13 protein-coding genes are annotated in these 20,690 nt (G+C 69.3%); 10 read left to right on the forward strand and 3 right to left on the reverse strand.

Annotated elements, in window-relative coordinates:
* Positions 1-10 precede the first annotated feature (10 nt).
* The 10 genes from nirB (at position 11) to BR31_RS0116030 (ending at position 17,739) form a co-directional block, all read left to right on the forward strand.
* Entirely contained in the window at positions 11-2,488 is a 2,478-nt protein-coding gene (nirB, locus tag BR31_RS0115985; RefSeq protein ID WP_037176901.1) for a nitrite reductase large subunit NirB, read from the forward strand.
* Entirely contained in the window at positions 2,485-2,811 is a 327-nt protein-coding gene (locus BR31_RS0115990; protein WP_027501844.1) for a Rieske (2Fe-2S) protein, read from the forward strand. The genes nirB and BR31_RS0115990 overlap by 4 nt, the downstream gene beginning before the upstream one ends.
* Positions 2,812-2,886: 75 nt before the next feature.
* Complete coding sequence (locus BR31_RS0115995) at positions 2,887-6,600, forward strand: nitrate reductase subunit alpha (protein ID WP_027501845.1); 3,714 nt, start codon at positions 2,887-2,889, stop codon at positions 6,598-6,600.
* A gap of 8 nt (positions 6,601-6,608) precedes the next feature.
* Entirely contained in the window at positions 6,609-8,234 is a 1,626-nt protein-coding gene (gene narH / locus BR31_RS28920) for a nitrate reductase subunit beta (RefSeq protein ID WP_037176903.1), read from the forward strand.
* On the forward strand, positions 8,234-8,932 hold the full coding sequence (gene narJ / locus BR31_RS0116005; protein WP_027501846.1) for a nitrate reductase molybdenum cofactor assembly chaperone: 699 nt from the start codon (positions 8,234-8,236) through the stop codon (positions 8,930-8,932). The genes narH and narJ overlap by 1 nt, the downstream gene beginning before the upstream one ends.
* On the forward strand, positions 8,929-9,663 hold the full coding sequence (gene narI / locus BR31_RS0116010; RefSeq protein ID WP_027501847.1) for a respiratory nitrate reductase subunit gamma: 735 nt from the start codon (positions 8,929-8,931) through the stop codon (positions 9,661-9,663). Before narJ ends, narI begins: the two co-directional genes overlap by 4 nt.
* 222 nt (positions 9,664-9,885) lie before the next feature.
* Positions 9,886-10,506, forward strand: a complete 621-nt coding sequence (locus BR31_RS0116015; RefSeq protein ID WP_027501848.1) for an MspA family porin — start codon at positions 9,886-9,888, stop codon at positions 10,504-10,506.
* A gap of 141 nt (positions 10,507-10,647) precedes the next feature.
* Entirely contained in the window at positions 10,648-12,141 is a 1,494-nt protein-coding gene (locus BR31_RS0116020) for a TIGR02677 family protein (RefSeq protein ID WP_037176905.1), read from the forward strand.
* Complete coding sequence (locus tag BR31_RS0116025; protein ID WP_027501850.1) at positions 12,138-13,547, forward strand: TIGR02678 family protein; 1,410 nt, start codon at positions 12,138-12,140, stop codon at positions 13,545-13,547. The genes BR31_RS0116020 and BR31_RS0116025 overlap by 4 nt, the downstream gene beginning before the upstream one ends.
* Positions 13,548-13,560: 13 nt before the next feature.
* Positions 13,561-17,739, forward strand: a complete 4,179-nt coding sequence (locus BR31_RS0116030; RefSeq protein WP_027501851.1) for a TIGR02680 family protein — start codon at positions 13,561-13,563, stop codon at positions 17,737-17,739.
* A gap of 96 nt (positions 17,740-17,835) precedes the next feature.
* On the opposite strand, the gene BR31_RS0116035 is transcribed toward BR31_RS0116030, so the two are convergent.
* From BR31_RS0116035 to mshC, 3 genes are all read right to left on the reverse strand, one after another.
* On the reverse strand, positions 17,836-18,597 hold the full coding sequence (locus BR31_RS0116035; RefSeq protein WP_027501852.1) for a hypothetical protein: 762 nt from the start codon (positions 18,595-18,597) through the stop codon (positions 17,836-17,838).
* A 240-nt stretch (positions 18,598-18,837) separates the two neighbouring features.
* On the reverse strand, positions 18,838-19,398 hold the full coding sequence (locus tag BR31_RS0116040) for a sugar O-acetyltransferase (protein ID WP_027501853.1): 561 nt from the start codon (positions 19,396-19,398) through the stop codon (positions 18,838-18,840).
* 33 nt (positions 19,399-19,431) lie between these two features.
* Positions 19,432-20,673: a cysteine--1-D-myo-inosityl 2-amino-2-deoxy-alpha-D-glucopyranoside ligase gene (gene mshC, locus BR31_RS0116045; protein WP_027501854.1), complete on the reverse strand. Its 1,242-nt coding sequence runs from the start codon at positions 20,671-20,673 to the stop codon at positions 19,432-19,434.
* Positions 20,674-20,690 lie beyond the last annotated feature (17 nt).

Raw genomic sequence — 20,690 nt, forward strand, 5'->3', positions numbered from 1 at the left:
TGGTGCTCTGATGCGACGACTGGTTGTGATCGGCAACGGGATGGCGGGCGCCCGCACGGTGGAGGAGATCCTCGCCAGGGGCGGCGGCGACCAGTTCGACATCACGATGATCGGCGACGAGCCATACGGCAACTACAACCGGATCATGCTCTCGCACGTGCTGGCCGGCGAGTCCAGCACCGACGACGAGGACCTGATCCTCAACCCGATGAGCTGGTATCGGGAGAACGGCGTGAAGCTGTATGCGGGCGATCGCGCGATCCGGCTCGACCGGTTCGCGAAGACCGTGACCTGCGAGAGCGACCGCGAGGTCGACTACGACGTCCTGATCGTGGCGACAGGCAGCAACACCTTCTTCCCGAACATGGACGGTCTGCGTGAGGCCGACGGACGGCTCGCACGCGGCGTGTTCGGATTCCGCACCATCGCCGACACGAACGGCATGCTGCAGATGGCACAGGCCGAGGACGATGTCTCCGCGGTGGTCATCGGCGGCGGACTGCTCGGACTCGAGGCGGCCTACGGACTGCGCACCCAGGGGCTGACGGTGAACGTCGTGCACTCCCCCGGCCACCTGATGAACCAGCAGCTCGACGAGCGCGGCGGATCGGTGCTGCGCGCCAAGATCGAGGCGCTCGGCGTCGGTGTGCACACCTCGGTCCGGACCAACGCGGTGTTGCGGGACGAGCAGGGGCGGGTGACCGGCGTCTCCTTCACCGACGGCAGCTCCCTCGCGGCCGACATGGTCGTCGTCACCGCGGGAATCCGTCCGAACACCGAGCTCGCCCGCGCGGGTGGACTGGTGATCGAACGCGGCATCGTCGTCGACGACCAGATGCGCTGCGAGGACGAGGGTTCGGTGTACGCGGTCGGCGAGTGCGCACAGCATCGCGGCGAGCTGTACGGGCTCGTCGCCCCGGTGTGGGAGCAGGCCGTGGTGCTGGCCGAACACCTGACCGGCTCGAATCCCGAAGCCGCCTATGAGGGTTCACGCTCGACCACCAAGCTGAAGGTCGCGGGCGTCGACGTCGCGGCGATGGGTGTCAAGGGCCCCGAACTCGACGACGACGAGTTCCTCCAGTTCTACGATTCGCGCAACGGTACCTACAAGAACGTCGTGGTGCGCGACGGCAAGCTGATCGGGGCGACCCTGATGGGCGAGGTCGGCAAGGCGGGGATGCTCACCCAGGCGTTCGACGGCAAGATCGAGCTCCCCGAGGATCGCCTCAGCCTGTTGTTCGACCTCGCCGACGGCGGCGCGGGGTCAAGCGCGGCCGACCTGCCGGACGACACCCAGGTCTGCAACTGCAACGGGGTCAGCAAGGGCGACATCGTGTCCTGTGTGCACGCGGGTGCATCCTCGCTCGGCGAGGTCATCGCGAAGACAAGGGCGGGCAAGGGCTGCGGCTCCTGCAAGGGGCTCGTGGCCGACATCGTCGCCTGCGCGGCGGGTGGCGCACTGGTGCCGGATCCGTCCGCCGACTGGTACGTCCCCTGCATCCCGATGACCAAGGCCGAGCTGATCGCCGTGATCCGGGAGCAGGACCTGCGCGCGGTCTCCCAGGTGTTCACCGCGCTCGCCGCCGACGGTGCCGAGGACGCGGGATCCAAGATGCCGCTGGCCTCGCTGCTGCGCACCATCTGGGGGCCGGACTGGGTCGACGAGCGCGGCGCGCTGTTCATCAACGACCGGGTACACGCGAACATCCAGCGGGACGGCACCTTCTCGGTGGTACCGCAGATGAAGGGTGGGGTGACCACGCCGGATCAACTGCGCCGCATCGCCGACGTCGCCGACAAGTACCAGGTGCCGCTGGTGAAGGTCACCGGCGGCCAGCGCATCGACCTGCTCGGGATCCGCAAGGAGGACCTGCCCAAGGTGTGGGGCGATCTGGACATGCCGTCGGGCTACGCATACGGCAAGAGCATGCGCACGGTGAAAACCTGTGTCGGCAGCGACTTCTGCCGGTACGGTCTGGGCGATTCGACCGCGTTGGGGATCGCACTCGAGGAACGGTTCCAAGGGCTCGAGACGCCTGCCAAGCTCAAGCTGGCCGTCGCGGGGTGCCCGCGGAACTGTTCCGAGGCGCTGTGCAAGGACTTCGGCGTGGTCTCGGTTGGCGAGGACCGATGGGAGATCTACGTCGGCGGCGCGGCCGGTGCCCACATCCGCAAGGGTGATCTGCTCGCGACGGTCGAATCCTCGGACGCCGTGCTCGAACTGGCCGGCCGCTTCATCCAGTACTACCGCGAGGACGCGAAGTGGCTGGAACGCACATATACCTGGGTTCCGCGAGTGGGACTGGAACACTTGCAGGCCATACTGATCCGCGACGAGGAGGGGGCCGTGGCCGGTCTGGACGAGCGCATGGCGGTCGCGGTCGCGGGGTACCGCGACCCGTGGCAGGAACGCACCGAGCCGAAGTCGCCCGCACAGTTCGTGCCGTCGCTTCCGCTGCTCCCGCTCCCCCAGGTGCCGGTCCGATGACCGCGATCGCCGAAGGCGCGACGCCGACGACGCTCGGCGCGGTCACCGACCTGACCCCGGGTGAGGGCAGGGCGTACGTCGTCCGTGGTCTCCAGTTGGCGGTGTTCCTGTTGTCGGACGGCACGATCCGCGCGATGGACGCGGTGTGCCCGCACAAGGGCGGACCGCTCGCCGACGGACAGATCGACGGCGGCGTCGTGATGTGTCCGCTGCACCAGTACGCGTTCTCCTTCGACACGGGCGCGTGCACCTCGGAGGGCGTCGGTGCGGCGCAGACCTACCCGGCCCGGGTCGTCGACGGAATGGTGATGGTCGACATCTAGGCACCCGGCACACAAACGCAGCTCAACAAGTGGGGCCCGCCTGCGGCGGGCCCGAAGATCCTCGGAGAGGTACCGATGCCAAGCTCAACCAAGCCCGGCAGCACAACAGGAGTCGCGGGAACCGACCTCGCCGATTCCCTGCTCAAGTTCGGCAGACACTTCCAGCGCGGCGAGGCCTCCGAGGACCTGCGCACGCTGTACCAGATCGGCGGCCGGTCGTCCGACGACTTCTACCGCGATCGGATGTCCTACGACAAGGTGGTCCGGTCGACCCACGGCGTGAACTGCACCGGATCCTGCTCATGGAAGATCTACGTCAAGGACGGGATCATCACCTGGGAGGCCCAGCAGACCGACTACCCGTCGATCGGCCCGGACAAGCCCGAGTACGAGCCGCGCGGCTGCCCCCGCGGCGCCTCGTTCTCCTGGTACACCTACTCGCCCGCGCGGGTCCGCTACCCGTATGTCCGCGGCGTGCTGCTGGAGATGTACCGGGATGCCAAGGAACGCCTCAAGGATCCCGTGCTCGCGTGGGAGGACATCGCGTCCGACCCCGAGAAGTCCAAGCGCTACAAGTCCGCCCGCGGCAAGGGCGGATTCGTCCGGGCCGAGTGGTGGGAGGCCGCCGAGATCGTGGCCGCCGCGCACGTGCACACCATCAAGAAGTACGGTCCGGATCGCGTCGCCGGGTTCTCCCCGATCCCGGCCATGTCGATGGTCAGCCACGCGGTCGGCACCCGGTTCATCTCGCTGATCGGCGGCGCGATGCTGTCCTTCTACGACTGGTACGCCGACCTGCCCGAGGCCTCGCCCCAGGTGTTCGGTGACCAGACCGACGTGCCCGAGTCGGCCGACTGGTTCGACGCCGGCTACCTGATCATGTGGGGCTCCAATGTCCCGGTCACCCGAACCCCGGACGCGCACTACATGACCGAGGCCCGCTATCGCGGCCAGAAGGTCGTGGTGGTCTCGCCCGACTACGCCGACAACACGAAGTTCGCGGACCAGTGGCTGCCGGCGCGCCCCGGCACCGACGGCGCCCTCGCCATGGCGATGGGTCACGTGATCCTCAAGGAGTTCTTCGTCGAGAAGGACACCGAGCGGTTCACCGACTACGTCAAGAAATACACCGACCTGCCGTACCTGATCACGCTGGAGGACCGCGGCGACGGATATGTGCCCGGAAAGTTCCTCACCGCAGCCGATCTCGGTGACACCACCGAGGGCGCCGAGCACAAGACGGTGCTGCTGAACGCGGAGACCGGCGAGACCGTGGTCCCAGGCGGCTCCCTCGGCCATCGGTTCACCGAATCCGGCAAGGGCCACTGGAACCTCGACCTGCACGGCATCGACCCGCTGATGACCATGCACGAGGATCCGGACATGGCGGCCAACGCGGTCGCCGTGGATTTCCCCCGCTACGACACCTCCACACCCGGGGTGCTGCGGCGCGGTGTGCCCACCCGGATGGTGGCGGGCAGGCGGGTGACCACCGTGTTCGACCTCATGCTCGCCCAGTACGGCGTCGGCCGTCCCGACCTGCCCGGCAACTGGCCGACCGGCTACGACGACACCGAGGAGCCGTACACCCCGGCGTGGCAGGAGGGCATCACCGGTGTGTCCGCGGCCGCCGCGGCGCGGGTCGCCCGCGAGTTCGCCGACAACGCCGACCGGTCCGGCGGCCGCTCGATGATCCTGATGGGTGCGGGCACCAACCACTGGTTCCACTCCGATCAGATCTACCGGTCCTTCCTGACCCTGACCATGCTCACGGGCTGCCAGGGCGTGAACGGCGGCGGCTGGGCCCACTACGTCGGGCAGGAGAAGTGCCGCCCCGTCACCGGTTGGGCGACGCTCGCATTCGGCTCGGACTGGTCCCGGCCTGCCCGGCAGATGCAGGGCACCATCTTCTGGTACCTGGCCACCGACCAGTGGCGCTACGACCCCTTCACCGCCGAGGTGATGTCCTCGCCGCTGGCGAACGGCACGTTCGCGGGCCGCACCGCCGCGGACAACATCGCGCTCGCCACCCGCCTCGGCTGGATGCCGAGCTACCCGACCTTCAACCGCAATCCCCTCGACCTGGCGGACGAGGCGGACCGGCTGGGCAAGAACGCCGCCGAGCACGTGGTGGACGGCCTCAAGACCGGTCACCTGCAGTTCGCCGTCGAGGACCCGGACGCGCCCGAGAACTTCCCGCGCTGCCTGACGGTGTGGCGCTCGAACCTGCTCGGCTCGTCCGCGAAGGGCAACGAGTACTTCCTCAAGCACCTGCTCGGCGCCGACTCGAACCTCAATGCCCGTGACTCCGAGGGCATCCGGCCCGAGGAGCTGATCTGGCGGGACGAGGCCCCCGCGGGCAAGCTCGACCTGCTCACCACGCTGGACTTCCGGATGACGAGCACCACGCTGTTCTCCGACGTCGTGCTGCCGGCCGCCACCTGGTACGAGAAGCACGACCTGTCCAGCACGGACATGCACCCGTTCGTGCACGCCTTCTCCCCCGCGATCTCGCCGCCATGGGAGACCAAGACCGACTTCGAGGCGTTCCACCGCATCGCCCGCGGCTTCAGCTGGCTGGCCGAGAAGCACCTCGGCACCCGGCGCGACATCGTCGCGGTGCCGCTGACCCACGATTCCAACGACGCCACCGCGCAGCCGGGTGGGCGGGTGCTGGACTGGAAACGCGGTGAATGCGAGCCGATCCCGGGCAAGACGATGCCGAAGCTCGTGGTCGTCGAGCGGGACTACTCGGCGATCGCGGAGAAGCTCGGCGCGCTCGGGCCGCTGGTCGAGGAGCTCGGGCTGACGACAAAGGGCGTCACCACCCACCCGACCGAGGAGGTCGAGTACCTGCGCGGCGTCAACGGAACGGTGCAGACCGGCGTCGCGGCCGGACGGCCCTCGCTGGCAAAGGACAAGCACGCCTGCGAGGCGATCCTCGCACTGTCGGGTACCACCAACGGACGGCTCGCAACACAGGGCTTCGAGCACCTGCAGGAGCGCACGGGAACCGAGCTGGTCGACCTGGCCGCCGAGAACGAGGGCACCCGAATCCGGTTCGCCGACACCCAGGCCAGGCCGGTGCCGGTGATCACCTCGCCGGAATGGTCGGGATCGGAGACCGGCGGCAGGCGGTACTCACCGTTCACCATCAACACCGAACGGCTCAAACCTTGGCACACGCTGACCGGCAGGCAGCATTTCTACCTCGACCACGACTGGATGGCGGAGCTCGGTGAGCAGCTGCCGATCTTCCGTCCGCCGCTCGACATGACGGCACTGTTCAGCGAGCCCGCGGTGGGCGAGACCCACGGCAACGGGGTCGGCGGCACCGTCACCGTCCGGTACCTGACCCCGCACTCGAAGTGGTCGATCCACTCGGCGTACCAGGACAACCTGCACATGCTCACGCTCTCGCGCGGCGGTCAGTCCATCTGGATGTCCGACGTGGACGCCGCCAAGATCGGTGTGGCGGACAACGACTGGATCGAGGCGAGCAACCGCAACGGCATCGTGGTCGCCCGCGCGATCGTCAGCCACCGGATGCCCGAGGGCACCGTCTTCATGTACCACGCCCAGGACCGCGCGGTCGACGTGCCGCGCACCGAGCGCACCGGCAAGCGCGGCGGCATCCACAACGCGTTGACCCGGCTGATGATCAAGCCCTCGCACCTGATCGGCGGCTACGCCCAGCAGTCCTTCGCGATGAACTACCACGGCCCGACCGGCAATCAGCGCGACGAGGTCACCACGATCCGCCGCCGCGACCAGGAAGTGACGTACTGATGAGAGTTATGGCGCAGATGGCCATGGTCATGAACCTGGACAAGTGCATCGGCTGCCACACCTGCAGCGTCACGTGCAAGCAGGCGTGGACCAACCGCGGCGGCGTCGAGTACGCCTGGTTCAACAATGTGGAAACCCGCCCGGGACAGGGCTATCCGCGGCAGTACCAGGACCAGGAGAAGTGGAAGGGCGGCTGGACGCTCAACAAGCGCGGCAAACTGACGCTGCGCACCGGCTCCCGGCTCAAGCGGCTGCTCAACATCTTCGCCAACCCCGACCTGCCGACGGTTTCGGACTACTACGAGCCCTGGACCTACGACTACGAGAACCTGCTGGCCTCGCCCGCCATGGACACGGTCCCGGTCGCGCGCCCGAAGTCGCTGCTGACCGGAGAGGACACCAAGGTCACCTGGGGCGCCAACTGGGACGACGACCTCGGCAGCGGACCCGAGCAGGTCGGCAAGGACCCGTTGCTGGCCAAGGTCTCCGACAAGGTCAAGCTCGAGTTCGAGCAGACCTTCATGTTCTATCTGCCGCGCATCTGCGAGCACTGCCTGAACCCGGCCTGCGCGGCGTCGTGCCCGTCAGGAGCGATCTACAAGCGCTCCGAGGACGGCATCGTGCTCGTCGACCAGGACAAGTGCCGCGGCTGGCGGCAATGCGTCACCGGCTGCCCCTACAAGAAGATCTACTTCAACCACAAGACCGGCAAGGCCGAGAAGTGCACGTTCTGCTACCCCCGGATCGAGGTCGGCATCCCGACCATCTGCTCGGAGACGTGCGTCGGCCGACTGCGGTACATCGGCGTGATGCTCTACGACGCCGACGCCGTCCTCGAGGCCGCGTCGGTCACCGACGACAAAGATCTCTACCCGTCGCAGCTGGGTGTGTTCCTCAACCCGCACGACCCGAGGGTGGTCGCCGAGGCCGAGCGGGCGGGTATCTCCGCCGAGTTCATCGAGGCCGCGCAGAACTCCCCCGTGTACAAGCTGATCGTCGACTACCAGGTGGCGTTGCCGCTGCACCCGGAATACCGCACCATGCCGATGGTCTGGTACATCCCGCCGCTCTCCCCGGTCGTCGAGGCCCTGTCGGACACCGGCCACGACGGCGAGGAGGCCGACAACCTGTTCGGCGCCATCGACTCGCTCCGTATCCCGGTCGAGTACCTGGCCGAACTCTTCACCGCGGGCGAGATCGGTCCCGTGCGCGCCTCCCTGCAGCGACTGGCGGCGATGCGTGCGCACATGCGCCGGGTCAACCTGGGTGAGCCGACCCGACCCGAGGTCGCGGACGCGGTCCGGTTGACCGAGACCGAGCTCGAGTCGATGTACCGACTGCTCGCCATCGCGAAGTACGAGGACCGGTATGTCATCCCGAACGGGGCAGGCTCGGACGCGCACCGGCTCGACGCCCTCGCCACCGGGTGCAGCCTCGAGGACGACGGCGGACCTGGCATGACCGCGTTCGACGTGATGGCCGACAAGTTCCACCTCACCGAGCAGGTCGTCGACACCAATTCCGATGCGGCCCCGGAGAACAAGTCCGGCCGGATCAACCTGCTCAACTGGGACGGCAAGAGCACCGCGGGCCTGATCCCCGCCGCGGCCGCCTCCAACCGGGACGGCGCCTGATGGTCGCGCTCGGATTGCGCCGCAAGGTGTCCAACAAGTTCCGGCCGGGGGCGGAGGCGACCCTGTCCGAGCGGGACCAGCGGGTCGTGTGGCGGATCGCCGCCCTCCTGCTGGACTACCCGACAGAGCAGACGCTCGGGATGCTCGGCGACCTGCGCGGGGCGGCCGAGACGGTGCCCGGACCGGCGGGGGCGAACCTGGTTGCGTGCGTGGACTTCATGCAGCGCACGCCCCGGATCGAGCTCTCCTCTCTGTACGTCGAGACGTTCGACCTGCGCAGGCGCAGCAGCCTGCACCTGTCCTACTACGCGTACGGCGACACCCGCAATCGTGGAATGGCGCTGCTGCGCTTCAAGAATGCCTACCGCAACGGCGGCGTGACGCTCGGTGACCACGAGCTGCCCGACTATCTGCCCGTGGTCCTCGAGTTCGCGGCGACGACCGATGCCGCGCGCGGGTGGCGGCTGCTGGTCGAGCACCGCGCCGTGGTGGAGGTGCTCCGGCTGTCCCTGCGCGACAGCGAGTCCCCCTTCGCTCCCGTCCTGGATGCGCTGTGCGCGACGCTGCCGGAGCTCGACACCGACGACAGGCAGAAGGTGGCGAAGATGGCCGCCGAGGGGCCGCCCGAGGAAGCGGTCGGCCTCGACACGTACGCGCTCGACCCCGCATTGCACCCCGAGATGGGAGAACGACGGTGACCACGCTGATGTGGCTGACCCTGCCCTATATCGCCCTCACCTCATTCGTGGTGGGGCATGTGTGGCGCTACCGCAAGGACCAGTTCGGCTGGACAACCCGCTCCTCCCAGATGTACGAGAGCCGGTTGCTGCGGCTCGGCAGCCCGCTGTTCCACTTCGGCATCCTGGCCATGCTCGCGGGGCACATCGGCGGCGTGTTGATCCCGGCCAGTTGGACGGAGGCGCTCGGCATCTCCGATCACACTTATCACCTGCTCGCGGTGGGATTGGGTGTGCCCGCGGGAATCGCGACCGTCGTCGGCCTGGCCATTCTCGTGTACCGGCGGATCAGTGTGCCTGCCGTGCGTCAGTCCAGCAGCACCAGCGACAAGATCATGTACGTGCTGTTCATCGCAGTCATCGCGACCGGGATGTTCAACACCCTCGGCGAGAACCTCATCCTCGGCGATTACGACTACCGCTCGACGGTGTCGCCGTGGTTCCGGAGCCTGTTCACGCTGAACCCGCAGCCGGACCTGATGGTCGGCGTCCCGCTCAGCTTCCAACTGCACGGCCTGACCGTGCTGGCGCTCCTGGCGATCTGGCCGTACACCCGCCTGGTGCACGTGTTCAGCGCACCGATCGGATACCTGGGCAGGCCGTATGTGGTCTACCGCAGCAAGGACGTCAAACGACCCGGTGGAAACCGTTACGACAAGGCCTGGGAGACCGCAAACCGAAACCGCGCGTGAACACCTGTCGCCACACTGCCGAAAATGTCGCGGCAGCCAGCGCTATCAACTAGCGTTCGAGAAGCATCGGGGATCTGTGTTGATTTGGGCCAATCGCGAGTACGCGAGAGGAAACTCGACCGAACGGATGTGGAATTCATGGCAAGAATTCGTGGACCTCGGCGCCACCGCGGAACTGGGCCTGGTCGGGCGGCTGCGGTTGCCGCCCTCGCGGTCGCGGGAATGATCCTGGGCAACGGCACCTCGGCGGCGGTGGTCAACAATGCGAACAGTCTCATCGATTACCAGGGCAATCGGATCGAGGTCTCGCAGGGCGACACCAACATCAACGCCGTGCCGCCGCTCGACAGTTCGCCGCTGAGTCGGGAGTTCTTCCACAACGGCTACGCCCAGGTCACCATCGACGGCCCGACGGCAGCTAGTTTCACCGGCACCAAGCTGTCCTTCGGCTACCAGATCGGCTACCCGGTCGCGCTCACGGGCGCGTCGGTGCAGCTGAACACCCCCGGCCTCGGCTTCGAGCTCGAGGGCACCAACGGCATCGTCTTGGGCGACTTCTTGGGCGATCCCGACGTGCAACTGGGCTTCGAGAACCGCGGCATGCTGGTAGGCGACATCATCCCGCAACAGAATCTGATCGTCGACCTCGAACCCGGCGGGATCACCGATGTCCCGCTGGTCAAGGAGAAGGAGTTCGACGGACCTGGGGCACGGATCCGGCTCGCGGGCGTGCACGGCAGCATCTCGGGAGCCCTCGGACAGGTCACGCTCCGGCCGTATGCCCGGGTCGAGACGGCGTCCGGCGACATCGCGATGACCTACGGCGCGCCGGTGCCGCTGTAGTCCCCGGAACAGCACAGACGAGGGCCGGGGGACGCGGGGTCGCGTCCCCCGGCCCTCGTCTGTTCGGCCGGCGACGGGTTGCGAAACGCCGATCCGAACACCCGCTAGGTACCGTCCGGCCGCTCCCCTACCCTGTTCACGATGAGTGATTCCGGAACGCCCGCCGCGGGCCCGCGTGATGACCGGCTGCGGCTGTTCGCCTTCACCAGCGCGGAGAAGCGCGGGGAGTACCTGTGGGTACTGCGGGCGTTCGACCACGCAAGGGCGAACTACGTGGTCCTGCTGCACGCGGGCGAGATCGCGGAGATCCTGGGCCGGATCGCGGGCGACGACCAGGCAGGCCGGCTGGCGGGCGCCGAGATCACGCCGTTGCTCGAGCAGCTGCACCTGTGGGGCGTGCTCGAACGCAGCTACGACGGCACAAGGGCGGCCACCCTCGCGGAGTACCGCAACCGTCACTTCGTCTACCAGTTCAGCCAGGCCGGCTATCAGGCTTTCCTGGCAGTCGAGGACGTGCTCGGGGCACGCCTCGAGGACGCCTCGCTCTCCCGCCTCGCGCTGCCCGACCTGCTGGCCGACATGCGGGAGCTTGCCGAGGCGAACCGGGACGCCGACAGCGACCTGATCTACCGCAAGCTCAGCAGGCTCGATTCCACGCTGTCGGACATGGCGACAAGGGCGGCCCAGTTCTACCTCACCCTCGGCGACCTGGTGCGCACCACCGAGATCACCCCCGAGTCGTTCCTCGCGCACAAGGACGCGCTGCTGACCCACATGCGCGAGTTCAGCTCCGACCTCGCCCGATACGCGCCCAAGCTCGCGGAGGCGATCGCGGCCGTCGAGGACACCGGGATCGACCGGCTCGTGGCCAGGGCCGCGGCCAGCGACGAGCGGGTGTTCCTGACCCTGCACGAACGCGAGGACGACTGGCGGTCGCGCTGGTCGGGGCTCAAGCACTGGTTCGTCGCCGACGCGGGGGTCAGCGAATCGGACCGGCTGAGGGAGGGCACCATGAGTGCCATCGCCGCGGTGCTCTCGCTGCTGCGCCGCGTCACCGAGACGCGCCGGGGCGGCGTGAGCCGGGAGAGCCAGTTGCGGCACCTGGCCGGCTGGTTCGCGGCGACCCCGACCGAGGACGCCGCGCACGCGCTGTACCAGGCCGTGTTCGATCTCGGCAGGCCGCGGCACCTGTCGATGCTGCACCCCGACGCCGACATCATCCCCGAGTCGCGGTCCTGGTGGGACGCCCCACCGGTGGAGATCTCGCGCACCCTCGCCGAGACCGGCCGCACGCCGTCTCCCGGTCTGCCCGGCCGGGTGCAACGCAACGACGCCAGCATCCGCCGACTGCGCGAGGGGCAGCTCGCAGCGCAGCGTGCCCGCGCCACCGCGGCGAAGTCGCTGGCCGGTGGGGGTGTCTACGACCGGGTGCTCGACGAGCAGGAGACCGAGGTGCTGCTGAGCCTGCTCAACGCCGCCCTGACCGCGCGGGTGCCGGTGAGCGGTCGGGTCGGCAGCTCGACCGGCGCCGAGAACGGGGTCCGGCTGACGCTGCGCCCGCACGACGAGTCCACGACGGTCCGGACCGCACGCGGCACGCTGCACCTCGACCGGCTGCAGGTGAGCGTGCAGTGAGGGCGCGCGAGATCCCACCGCTGGCCCTGGACAGCTACCAGCGCGCGGCCCGCATTATCCTCTCCAATCACCTTGTCACACAGAACTATCCGGACCGGATCGCGCTGCCGCTGCTGCGCAGGTGGGCCACCGAGCTGCGCGAGGACCTGCTCGAGCTCTTCGGCTACCGGCTCGAGGTCACCGAGACGACGGCACGGCTGTTCACGGTGACCGACCGGCTGGACCCGACGGCGGCGGCCAGGACCGGTACCGACCGCACCTTCGACCGGCACCGCTACGCCTACCTCGCCCTGTGCCTCGCCGCGCTGGGCCGAGCCGGGAACCAGATCACCCTCTCGGAGCTGGCGGACCACGTCGCGGCCGACGCCACCCAGGTGGACGGCGTGGAACTGTCCACCGAGCGGGCCGCCGACCGGGACGCGTTCGTCGACGCGGTCGGCTGGCTCGCGGCCAGGGGCGCCATCGCGCTCGCGGACGGCGACGCGGGCGGCTGGGCGGCCAATCCCAGCGCGGGCGAGGCGCTGTACGACATCGACCGGTCCGTCGTGGTGGCGCTGTTCCGGCCGCCGCGAGCCCTCCAGCACCTCACCTCGATCAGGGGTCTGCTGGCGGGGCAGGAGGTCCAGGCCGCCGACGAGGACGGGCTCGTGCCCGACCGGCCCGCCGACCCGAGGGAGACCGCGCGGCGGGTACGCCGGGCTCTGGTGGAACGCCCGGTGGTCTACGCGGACGAGCTCGACGACGACGAGCGCCTGCAGCTGGCGCTGCCGCGGACGGCTGCGGACGTCGAGTCCCTCACCGGGCTGGTCGCCGAGCGGCGGGCCGAAGGCATCGCGCTCATCGACACCTCGGGCCGCATGTCGGACGTGCGCTTCCCGAGCACGGGCACCGTCGCCCAGGTGGCCCTGCTCCTGGCGGGCGAGATCGCGGACCTGGTGCTGGACCCGGACGCGGGCGAGCTCGTCCGGGTTCCCGCAGGCCCGACCCGCACCGCCGCGCTGATCGACGCGCTCGACGGCGCCATCCCCGCGGCAGGTGTCTTCCACGGCCTCGCCGAGGAGCCTGCCGTCGACACGGCACCGGACGCCGAGCCCGGCCCCGAGCCCGCGCTGTTCCCGCTCATCGCCGATGCCTGGATCGCATCAGCGGTGGCGGACCTGGTCCGCCGGTTCGGCCGGACCTTCGCGGCGCAGTGGCAGGCCGACCACGACGGGTTGCGAGAGCAGGCCGTCGCGCTGCTGGACAAGCAGCGACTGGTCCGCCGCACCGAGGGCGGCGTGCTCGTGTTGCCTGCGCTGGCGCGCTACCGCGGCGTCGTCGTGAACGTCCGCGACCGGGCGAGCCAGCCCGAGTTGTTCGGTGACAACCCCGATCCCGCAACCCCGTCCGAACCAGTAGAGAAGTAGAGGCAGAACTCGCATGGCAAGCGCGCGCTTTCGCCCGACCCGGGCCGGGATCATCAACCTCTGGGACTACCGCGACCAGGAGTTCTCCTTCGCCGACGGTCGCCTCGTGCTGCGCGGGCCCAACGGCTCCGGCAAGACCAAGGCCCTCGAGGTGCTCTTCCCGTTCGTGCTCGACGGCCGCATCGAGCCCCGTCGCCTGAACCCGTTCGCAGGCGAAGAGCGCACCATGAAGTCGAACCTGCTCTACCGCGGCCAGGACTCCGCGCACTCCTACGTCTGGATGGAGTTCGCCCGCGGATCCCATGCGGACCCCGAGGCGGTCACCGTCGGCATCGGGATGCGCGCCACCAGGCAGAACGACAAGGTCACCCGATGGCATTTCGTCGCCGACGGGCGGGTTGGGGTCGATTTCTCCCTGCTCGGCGACGACGACCGCCCGCTGACGAAGCGCCAGCTGGCCGACCAGATCGGCACCGACGCGATCACCGACCGGCCCACCGACTACCGGGCCGCGATCGACGCCCGGCTCTTCGGGCTCGGCGCCGAACGCTACGACCAGCTGATCAACCTGATCCTGACCCTGCGCCGACCTCAGCTGGCGAAGAACCTCGACCCGAAGGGCCTGTCCCAGGCGCTGACCGACGGCCTGCGCCCCCTCGACGAGCAGTTGGTGCTCGAAGCGGCCCGCTCCTTCAGCGACATGGAGGAGGTCGGCCGCGCGCTCGAGGGCCTTGCCGCCGCCGATCAGGCCGCGCAGGGCTTCGTCGGGGTCTACACCAAGTACCTCCGCCAGCAGGCCAGAGCGGACGTCGAGCAGGTGTCGCGGCGACTCGAGTCCGTCGAGCACGGCGTCGTCGCGCTGGCCGAGGCTGCGGAGCTGCGGACCCTCCGCCAGCAGGAGCGGATCGCCGCGGAGGAACGGTTCAATGCCGCGGAGCGCGCGCTCGAACAGGGTCGATCCGACCTCGAGACGCTACAACGGTCCGGCGCGTACGAGGGCAAGCAGCAGCTCGACGACCTGGCCGCCGTTGTCGCCCAGCTCAAACTCTCGACCGAGCAGCAGCTCGACAAGGCCCAGAAGGCGCAGGCCGGTCTCGAGCAGCGCGCCGACGAGGCCGCGAGGTCCGCGAGTGCGGTGACCCGCGCGGCGGCGGCACTGACCAGGGCCGAGGACGAACTGCAGTCGGCGGCCGAGGACGCCGGGATCGCCTGGACCCCGTTGCCCGCGACCGCCCGTCCCGACCAGTTCGCGGCGACGCTGCGGGGCCACGCGGAGGAGCGCGACGGCGATGTGCGCGCGGTACGGGCCGCGCTCGACACCGTCGAGAAGGCTGCGACCGAGCGGACCCGCGCCGACCGGGCCAACACCCGCGGGAGCGAGTTGCTCGAGAGGTCGAGGGCCGCCGTCGCCGAGGCCGAGGCCGCCACGGCGCTCGCCCGCGCCGAATGCGCGGCGGCGCTGCGGTCCTGGTGGACCGACCATTCGGCCCTGTTCGCCTCCATCGGGGTCGGCAACGCCCTGTTCGACGCGCTCGACTCCGCCGTGGCGAGCGCGGGCGACGACGAATCACCGAGTCTGGCAACGGTGTTCGGCGAGCACACCGAGGCAGGCCTCGACACGGTGCGGGCCACCCGGGCACAGGCGGAGCTGCAAGCCGGCCAGTCGGCCGCGCTCATCGCCGAACTGTCCGCCGATCGGCATCGGATCTCCGCGGAAACCGACGATGCACCACCGCCCTTCGCTGCCAGGGCCGGGTCTCGCGAGAATCTGGCCGGGGCCCCGCTGTGGCGCCTCGTCCGCTTCGCCGACACGGTGAGCCGGGAGACGGCCGCGGGGGTCGAATCCGCGCTGCAGGCCGCGAACCTCCTCGACGGGTGGGTGTACGGCGGCGACGGCCCTGCCCCGACAACCGATTCGGAGCAGTACCTGGTCGCCCTGCCCGAGTCGGACCGACCCGGCGGCCCGACGCTCGCCGACGTACTGACCGTCGAGGCCGACACCGGGGTGCCCGAGGCGAGGGTGCAGGCGATCCTCGCCTCGATCGCTCTGCACGCCGAGCGCACCGAACCGGACACCGCGGTCGGCGTCGGGGTCGACGGACGCTTCTGGCAGGGCGTGCAGCAGGGCAGGCACAGCAAGCCCGACGCCGAGTACATCGGCGCAACCGCGCGGGCCCGGCGACGCGAGCTGCGGCTGGCCGAACTCGACGATGCCATCGCGGAGGCCGAGCGGTCCCGCACCGAAGCCCTTGCCGCGCAACACGAGGCGGGCGAGCTCGCCGGACGGCTCACGGCCGCGTCGAAGGCCCTGCCCCGCACCACGCCGGTGCTCGCCGCGCTCAAATCGGTCACCGAGGCGGCCGGGGCCCTGCGCACCCGCTCGGAATCGACCTCCGTCACCCAGCGCGAGCTGGACCAGGCCATCGCGGACCTCGGCGCGAAGGAAAAGCAACTGCGCGCGGCAGCGGTCGCGCACCGGACCCCGCACGGGGGCCGGGAACTGGACTCGCTCGCGGCCGCGATCCGGCACTTCGAGAAGCAGGGCGACCTGGTGCAGCGCTGCAGGCGCGAACACGACAAGGAGATCGAGCACCACCGCGAGTCGGATGACCGGCACAGCGAGGCCCGTGCGATCGCCGAGGAGTTCGCCGAGGAATCGGCGATCGCCGAGGAGAACTACGCCACACAGGTGCAACGGCTGGAGATGCTGCGCGACAACCTCGGTGCGAGCGCCGAGCAGATCGACGCGGACCTGGAGAAGGTCCGCGCCCGGATCGAGGACCTCAAGTCCGAGCAGCGGGCGGCCCGCAAGGCCAACGAGTCCGCGGTCGAGCAGATCGGCAAGGCGGAGGGTGCCCACAGCGCGGCGGTCGAGGCGCTACGCAGTGCTCTCACCGAGGCGAGGGCCGACGCGGACCGGTTGGCGCCCTACGCCCGCCGCGACCTGCTCGAACTGTTGGGGATCGCCGAGAACCACTCCTGGCCCGCGAGCCCGGCGGCGTGGCTGACCGCCGACCAGATCGTCTACCGGATCCAGAACGAGGACGGGGCAGGCGCCGATGCGTCGGTGCTCCCGGACGAGGTGGACGCGCTCCATCGCGCGCTGGCGGAGGCGACGGAATCCGTGCGGGTCAGCGACGGGGCCCGCAAGTCCACCAGGACCGCACTGACCACGGCGCTGCAGGACTTCGATGCGCAGCTCGCGGCGGCCGGTCAGGACTACCGACTGCAGTGGGACGCCCCGGACGGGCTCACCACGGTCCGCGTGCAGGACGAGCAGGGCTACTCCTCGATCGGTGAGTTCGCGGGCCGCATCGCCGTCGCCCGCCAGGATCAGGAACAGCTGCTCACCGAGTCCGAGCGGAGGATCCTCGAGGACGCGCTGCTGACCGGTCTCGCGCAGCAGATCCACGAACGCACCGTCGACGCGCGGGCACTCATCGCGCAGATGGGCACCGAGATGCGCGAGCGGCGGATGTCCTCGGGCAACACCATCGGCGTGCACTGGGTGCTGGCCGACAACCTCGACGAGAGCTCGCGGGCGATCTCGAAGCTGCTCGACCGCGATGCCTCCGCGCTCGGAGCCGACGAACTGGCCACCATGCGAGCACATTTCGCGGCCCAGATCCGGTCGTCGCGGGCGGCGCACCCGGAGCGGTCGTACCCGGAGATCCTGGCGACTGCCCTCGACTACCGGCGCTGGCGGGTCTTCTCCTTCACCCTGATCGGCGGCGACGGCAGCGAGGATCGGCTGACCGTGGCCCGGCACGGCGCCCTCTCGGGCGGTGAGCAGTCGGTGTCGCTGCACCTGCCGCTGTTCGCGGCCGCACACGTCATGCTGTCCTCGGCGGACCCGCACTCACCTCGGCTGCTCGGCCTCGACGAGGCATTCGCCGGTGTCGACGACAACGGCCGTAGCGAATTGCTCGGCCTGAGTGTGCAATTCGATCTGGACCTGTTCATGACCGGATACGACCTCTGGGTGACGTACGCGGGCGTGCCTGGGTGCGCGCACTACGACCTCGCGCATTCGACCGCGGAACAGTCCGTGAGCGCCGCCCTGCTGGTGTGGACGGACGGGGAGCTGCTCGCCGAGCACGACGGCAGCGACCTGGCGGCCGCTCTCGGCTCGCCGCTGCGCCGCCGGGTCCTCGCCGCGGCGGAGGGCGGCCTGGAGTTCGCACAGGTGTGAGGGCGGACGCTGCCGCCGGGGTCGACCTACCGGTCGGCAGGATCATGGCGGCGGTATCGGCGTCCGGCACGGATCCGGACGCCGATACCGGTCACGTCAGTCCGAAGCCGCGTCGGCGGCCCGGCCGAGGTGACGGGCGAAGAACCGGGCCGAGCTGTCGCGCTCGTACTCGGGCACCTGGTTGTGCCTGCCCGGGTGGGCGTGCAGCGTCTTGTCCTTCGATGCGAAGGCGTCGAACAACGCGATCGCAGTGGTGTGGTCGATTTCGTCCTCGTCCCACGGAATCCGGTACTCGACAGGGACGGTGATCTTTCTCGCCGCCTCGATCAGAGCGTCGTGCACATAGACCCCACCGAAGCTCACGGCAGCGATCCGGGATTCGACCGCCGTCAGCATCAGTCCGGTCACGACACCCAACGTCATTCCGCCGTAGCCGATCGGCGCTTCGGCGCCGATCTCGGGCAGCGCCTGCAGGGCGTCCAGGGTCGCCTGCCATTCCGGCACCGCACGCTCCGCCAGCGACATGTTGTAGTCGATGACGATCGGGGCGATCGGAGCCATCGCCGCCCTGGCCTGATGGATCGCCTCGGCCCACCGTTGATCCTGACGGTTCCGCGGCCGGTCACCGTGTCCGGGCGCATCGATGGCGGCGACGGTGTACCCATAGGTGGTCACGCAGTGGAGCGCGCTGGCTACCAGCCCCGGCGCCTTCTTGTGCATGCCGCCGGCGTGCCCCGACAGCAGCAGCGGTGCGCCAACGGTTCCTGATGTGGGCGACCAGAGCACGCCGGTGATCTCATCCAGGGTGAATGTACGTACGATGACACCGTTCGACGATGTCTCAGAGGTGAAATGCATGGTGTTGCCTTTCGGGATGGCCTTGTTGTCGAGGCGCTCCCGGCGACACCTACGTCGATCGCCGAACCGTGGACACGAGTGGGAGCACCCACATGGTTGCTGCGTTCATGGGTCCCACCTCCTCGCGTGATGTCACGGTCTCGCGCACGCTATCAACCTGAACCGAATCCCGTCCAACCTTTTTCCCCCTCGCCATGGGCCCGTTGCACGCGCAGGGGAAATGCCTCGAATCCCGACCGGCTACGGCAGTTCCCGGATCACCCGGCACGGGTTGCCCGCCGCGAACACCCGCGACGGCACGTCCTTGGTCACCACGGAGCCCGCGCCGATCACCGTGTCGTCCCCGATGCTCACGCCGGGACAGACGATCACTCCCCCGCCGAGCCACACGTTGTCACCGATCACGACCGGCGCCGCCGACTCCCACCGCTGCCGCCGCGCCTCGTGGTCGGCCATCGGATGCAGCGCGGTGAGCAACTGGGCACGGGGTCCGATCGAGACGTCGTCGCCGATCGTGATCGGCGCGCAGTCCATCAGGATCGCGTCGTAGTTCAGGAAGCTGTTCGAACCGATCGTGATCAGCGATCCGTAGTCGCACTGGAACCGCGGCATGATCCAGGAACCCTCGCCGATCGAGCCCAGGAGCCGCTTCAACAGGTCGAGGCGCAACGAATCCTCGTCCGCCCCGGTGGCATTGAACTGGTCGAGCAGTCGCTGGCAGGCCTTCCGCTCCGCGACCAGGTCGGCATCGTTGTCGCGATAGAGCTCGCCGAGCAGCATTCGATCTCGTTGTTCCCCCATACCGCCGACCCTAGTCGACGGCATGGGCACCGGTCAGCGCAGCGAGACCCCGAGCAGTCCGTCGACGGCGTCCGCGAGCGCTCCCGGTGCCGACGGGTCCGAGCCGCCGTGATCCACGGCCCACCTGGCCCAGGCGTCGACGGCGTCGATCGCCTTCGGGGTGTCCAGGTCGTCCGCCAGGTGCTGGCGCAGTCGGCCGATGGTGTCCTCCGCGGACTGCGCCGATCCGAGCGCGGCGGCGCGGCGCCACAGCGCGAGGCGCTCCTCGGCCGCGGCGAGCACGTCGCCCGTCCAGGCCCGGTCGGTGCGGTAGTGCCCGGACAGCAGACCCAGCCGGATCGCCATCGGGTCGACGCCCTCACCGCGCAGCTTCGACACGAACACCAGATTGCCGCGGCTCTTCGACATCTTCTCGCCGTCGAGCCCGATCATCCCGGTGTGCACGTAGTGCCGCGCGAATCGGCGGTCCAGCACAAGGGATTCGGCGTGCGCGGCCGAGAACTCGTGGTGCGGGAAGATCAGGTCGCTACCGCCACCCTGCACATCGAAGCCCGAACCGATCCGGTTCAACGCGATCGCGGAGCACTCGATGTGCCACCCCGGCCTGCCCGGACCGAACGGCGACGGCCAGGACGGCTCACCCGGTCGCTCGGCGCGCCACACCAGTGCATCGAGCCGGTCCTGCTTCCCGGCCCGCTCGGGGTCTCCCCCGCGCTCGGCGAAGAAGCGCTCCATGGTGTCGCGGTCGTATCCGGACTCGTAGCCGAACTGCTCGGTCGCGTTCGCCCGGAAATAGACGTCCGGGTACTCCTCGTCGTCGACCACGTACGCGGCGCCCGCGGCGAGCAGCTTCTCCACCATCTCGACGACCTCGTTCACCGATTCGACGGCGCCGATGTAGTCGCGTGGCGGCAGCACCCGCAGCGCCTCCATGTCCTCGCGGAACAGCGCCGTCTCGCGCATGCCGAGCACGACCCAGTCCTCGCCGTCCCTGGCCGCACGCTCGAAGAGCGGGTCGTCGACGTCGGTCACGTTCTGCACGTAGTGCACGTTGTGCCCGGCGTCGCGCCAGAGGCGGTTGACGAGGTCGAACGTCAGATAGGTGGCGGCGTGCCCGAGGTGCGTGGCGTCGTAGGGGGTGATCCCGCACACGTACATGGTGGCGGTCTCGCCCGGGGTGACGGGCCGGACCCGGCGGTCCGCGGTGTCGAAGAGCCGCAGCGGCGGCCCCTGACCGGGAACGGAGGGAACGGCTGTGTCGGACCAGGACTGCATACGGACGAGCCTATCGG

It is taken from the genome of Rhodococcus sp. UNC363MFTsu5.1, from assembly GCF_000686785.1.
In the GTDB taxonomy this organism is placed as follows: Bacteria; Actinomycetota; Actinomycetes; order Mycobacteriales; family Mycobacteriaceae; genus Rhodococcus_G; species Rhodococcus_G maanshanensis.

Coding starts and splice junctions, on each gene's coding strand:
- mshC (WP_027501854.1), bottom strand. CDS start 20,673: ATGCAGTCCTGGTCCGACACAGCCGTTCCCTCCGTTCCCGGTCAGGGG.
- BR31_RS0116015 (WP_027501848.1), top strand. CDS start 9,886: ATGATCCTGGGCAACGGCACCTCGGCGGCGGTGGTCAACAATGCGAAC.
- BR31_RS0115990 (WP_027501844.1), top strand. CDS start 2,485: ATGACCGCGATCGCCGAAGGCGCGACGCCGACGACGCTCGGCGCGGTC.
- BR31_RS0115995 (WP_027501845.1), top strand. CDS start 2,887: ATGCCAAGCTCAACCAAGCCCGGCAGCACAACAGGAGTCGCGGGAACC.
- BR31_RS0116035 (WP_027501852.1), bottom strand. CDS start 18,597: ATGCATTTCACCTCTGAGACATCGTCGAACGGTGTCATCGTACGTACA.
- BR31_RS0116040 (WP_027501853.1), bottom strand. CDS start 19,398: ATGGGGGAACAACGAGATCGAATGCTGCTCGGCGAGCTCTATCGCGAC.
- nirB (WP_037176901.1), top strand. CDS start 11: ATGCGACGACTGGTTGTGATCGGCAACGGGATGGCGGGCGCCCGCACG.
- BR31_RS0116020 (WP_037176905.1), top strand. CDS start 10,648: ATGAGTGATTCCGGAACGCCCGCCGCGGGCCCGCGTGATGACCGGCTG.
- narH (WP_037176903.1), top strand. CDS start 6,609: ATGGCGCAGATGGCCATGGTCATGAACCTGGACAAGTGCATCGGCTGC.
- narJ (WP_027501846.1), top strand. CDS start 8,234: ATGGTCGCGCTCGGATTGCGCCGCAAGGTGTCCAACAAGTTCCGGCCG.
- BR31_RS0116030 (WP_027501851.1), top strand. CDS start 13,561: ATGGCAAGCGCGCGCTTTCGCCCGACCCGGGCCGGGATCATCAACCTC.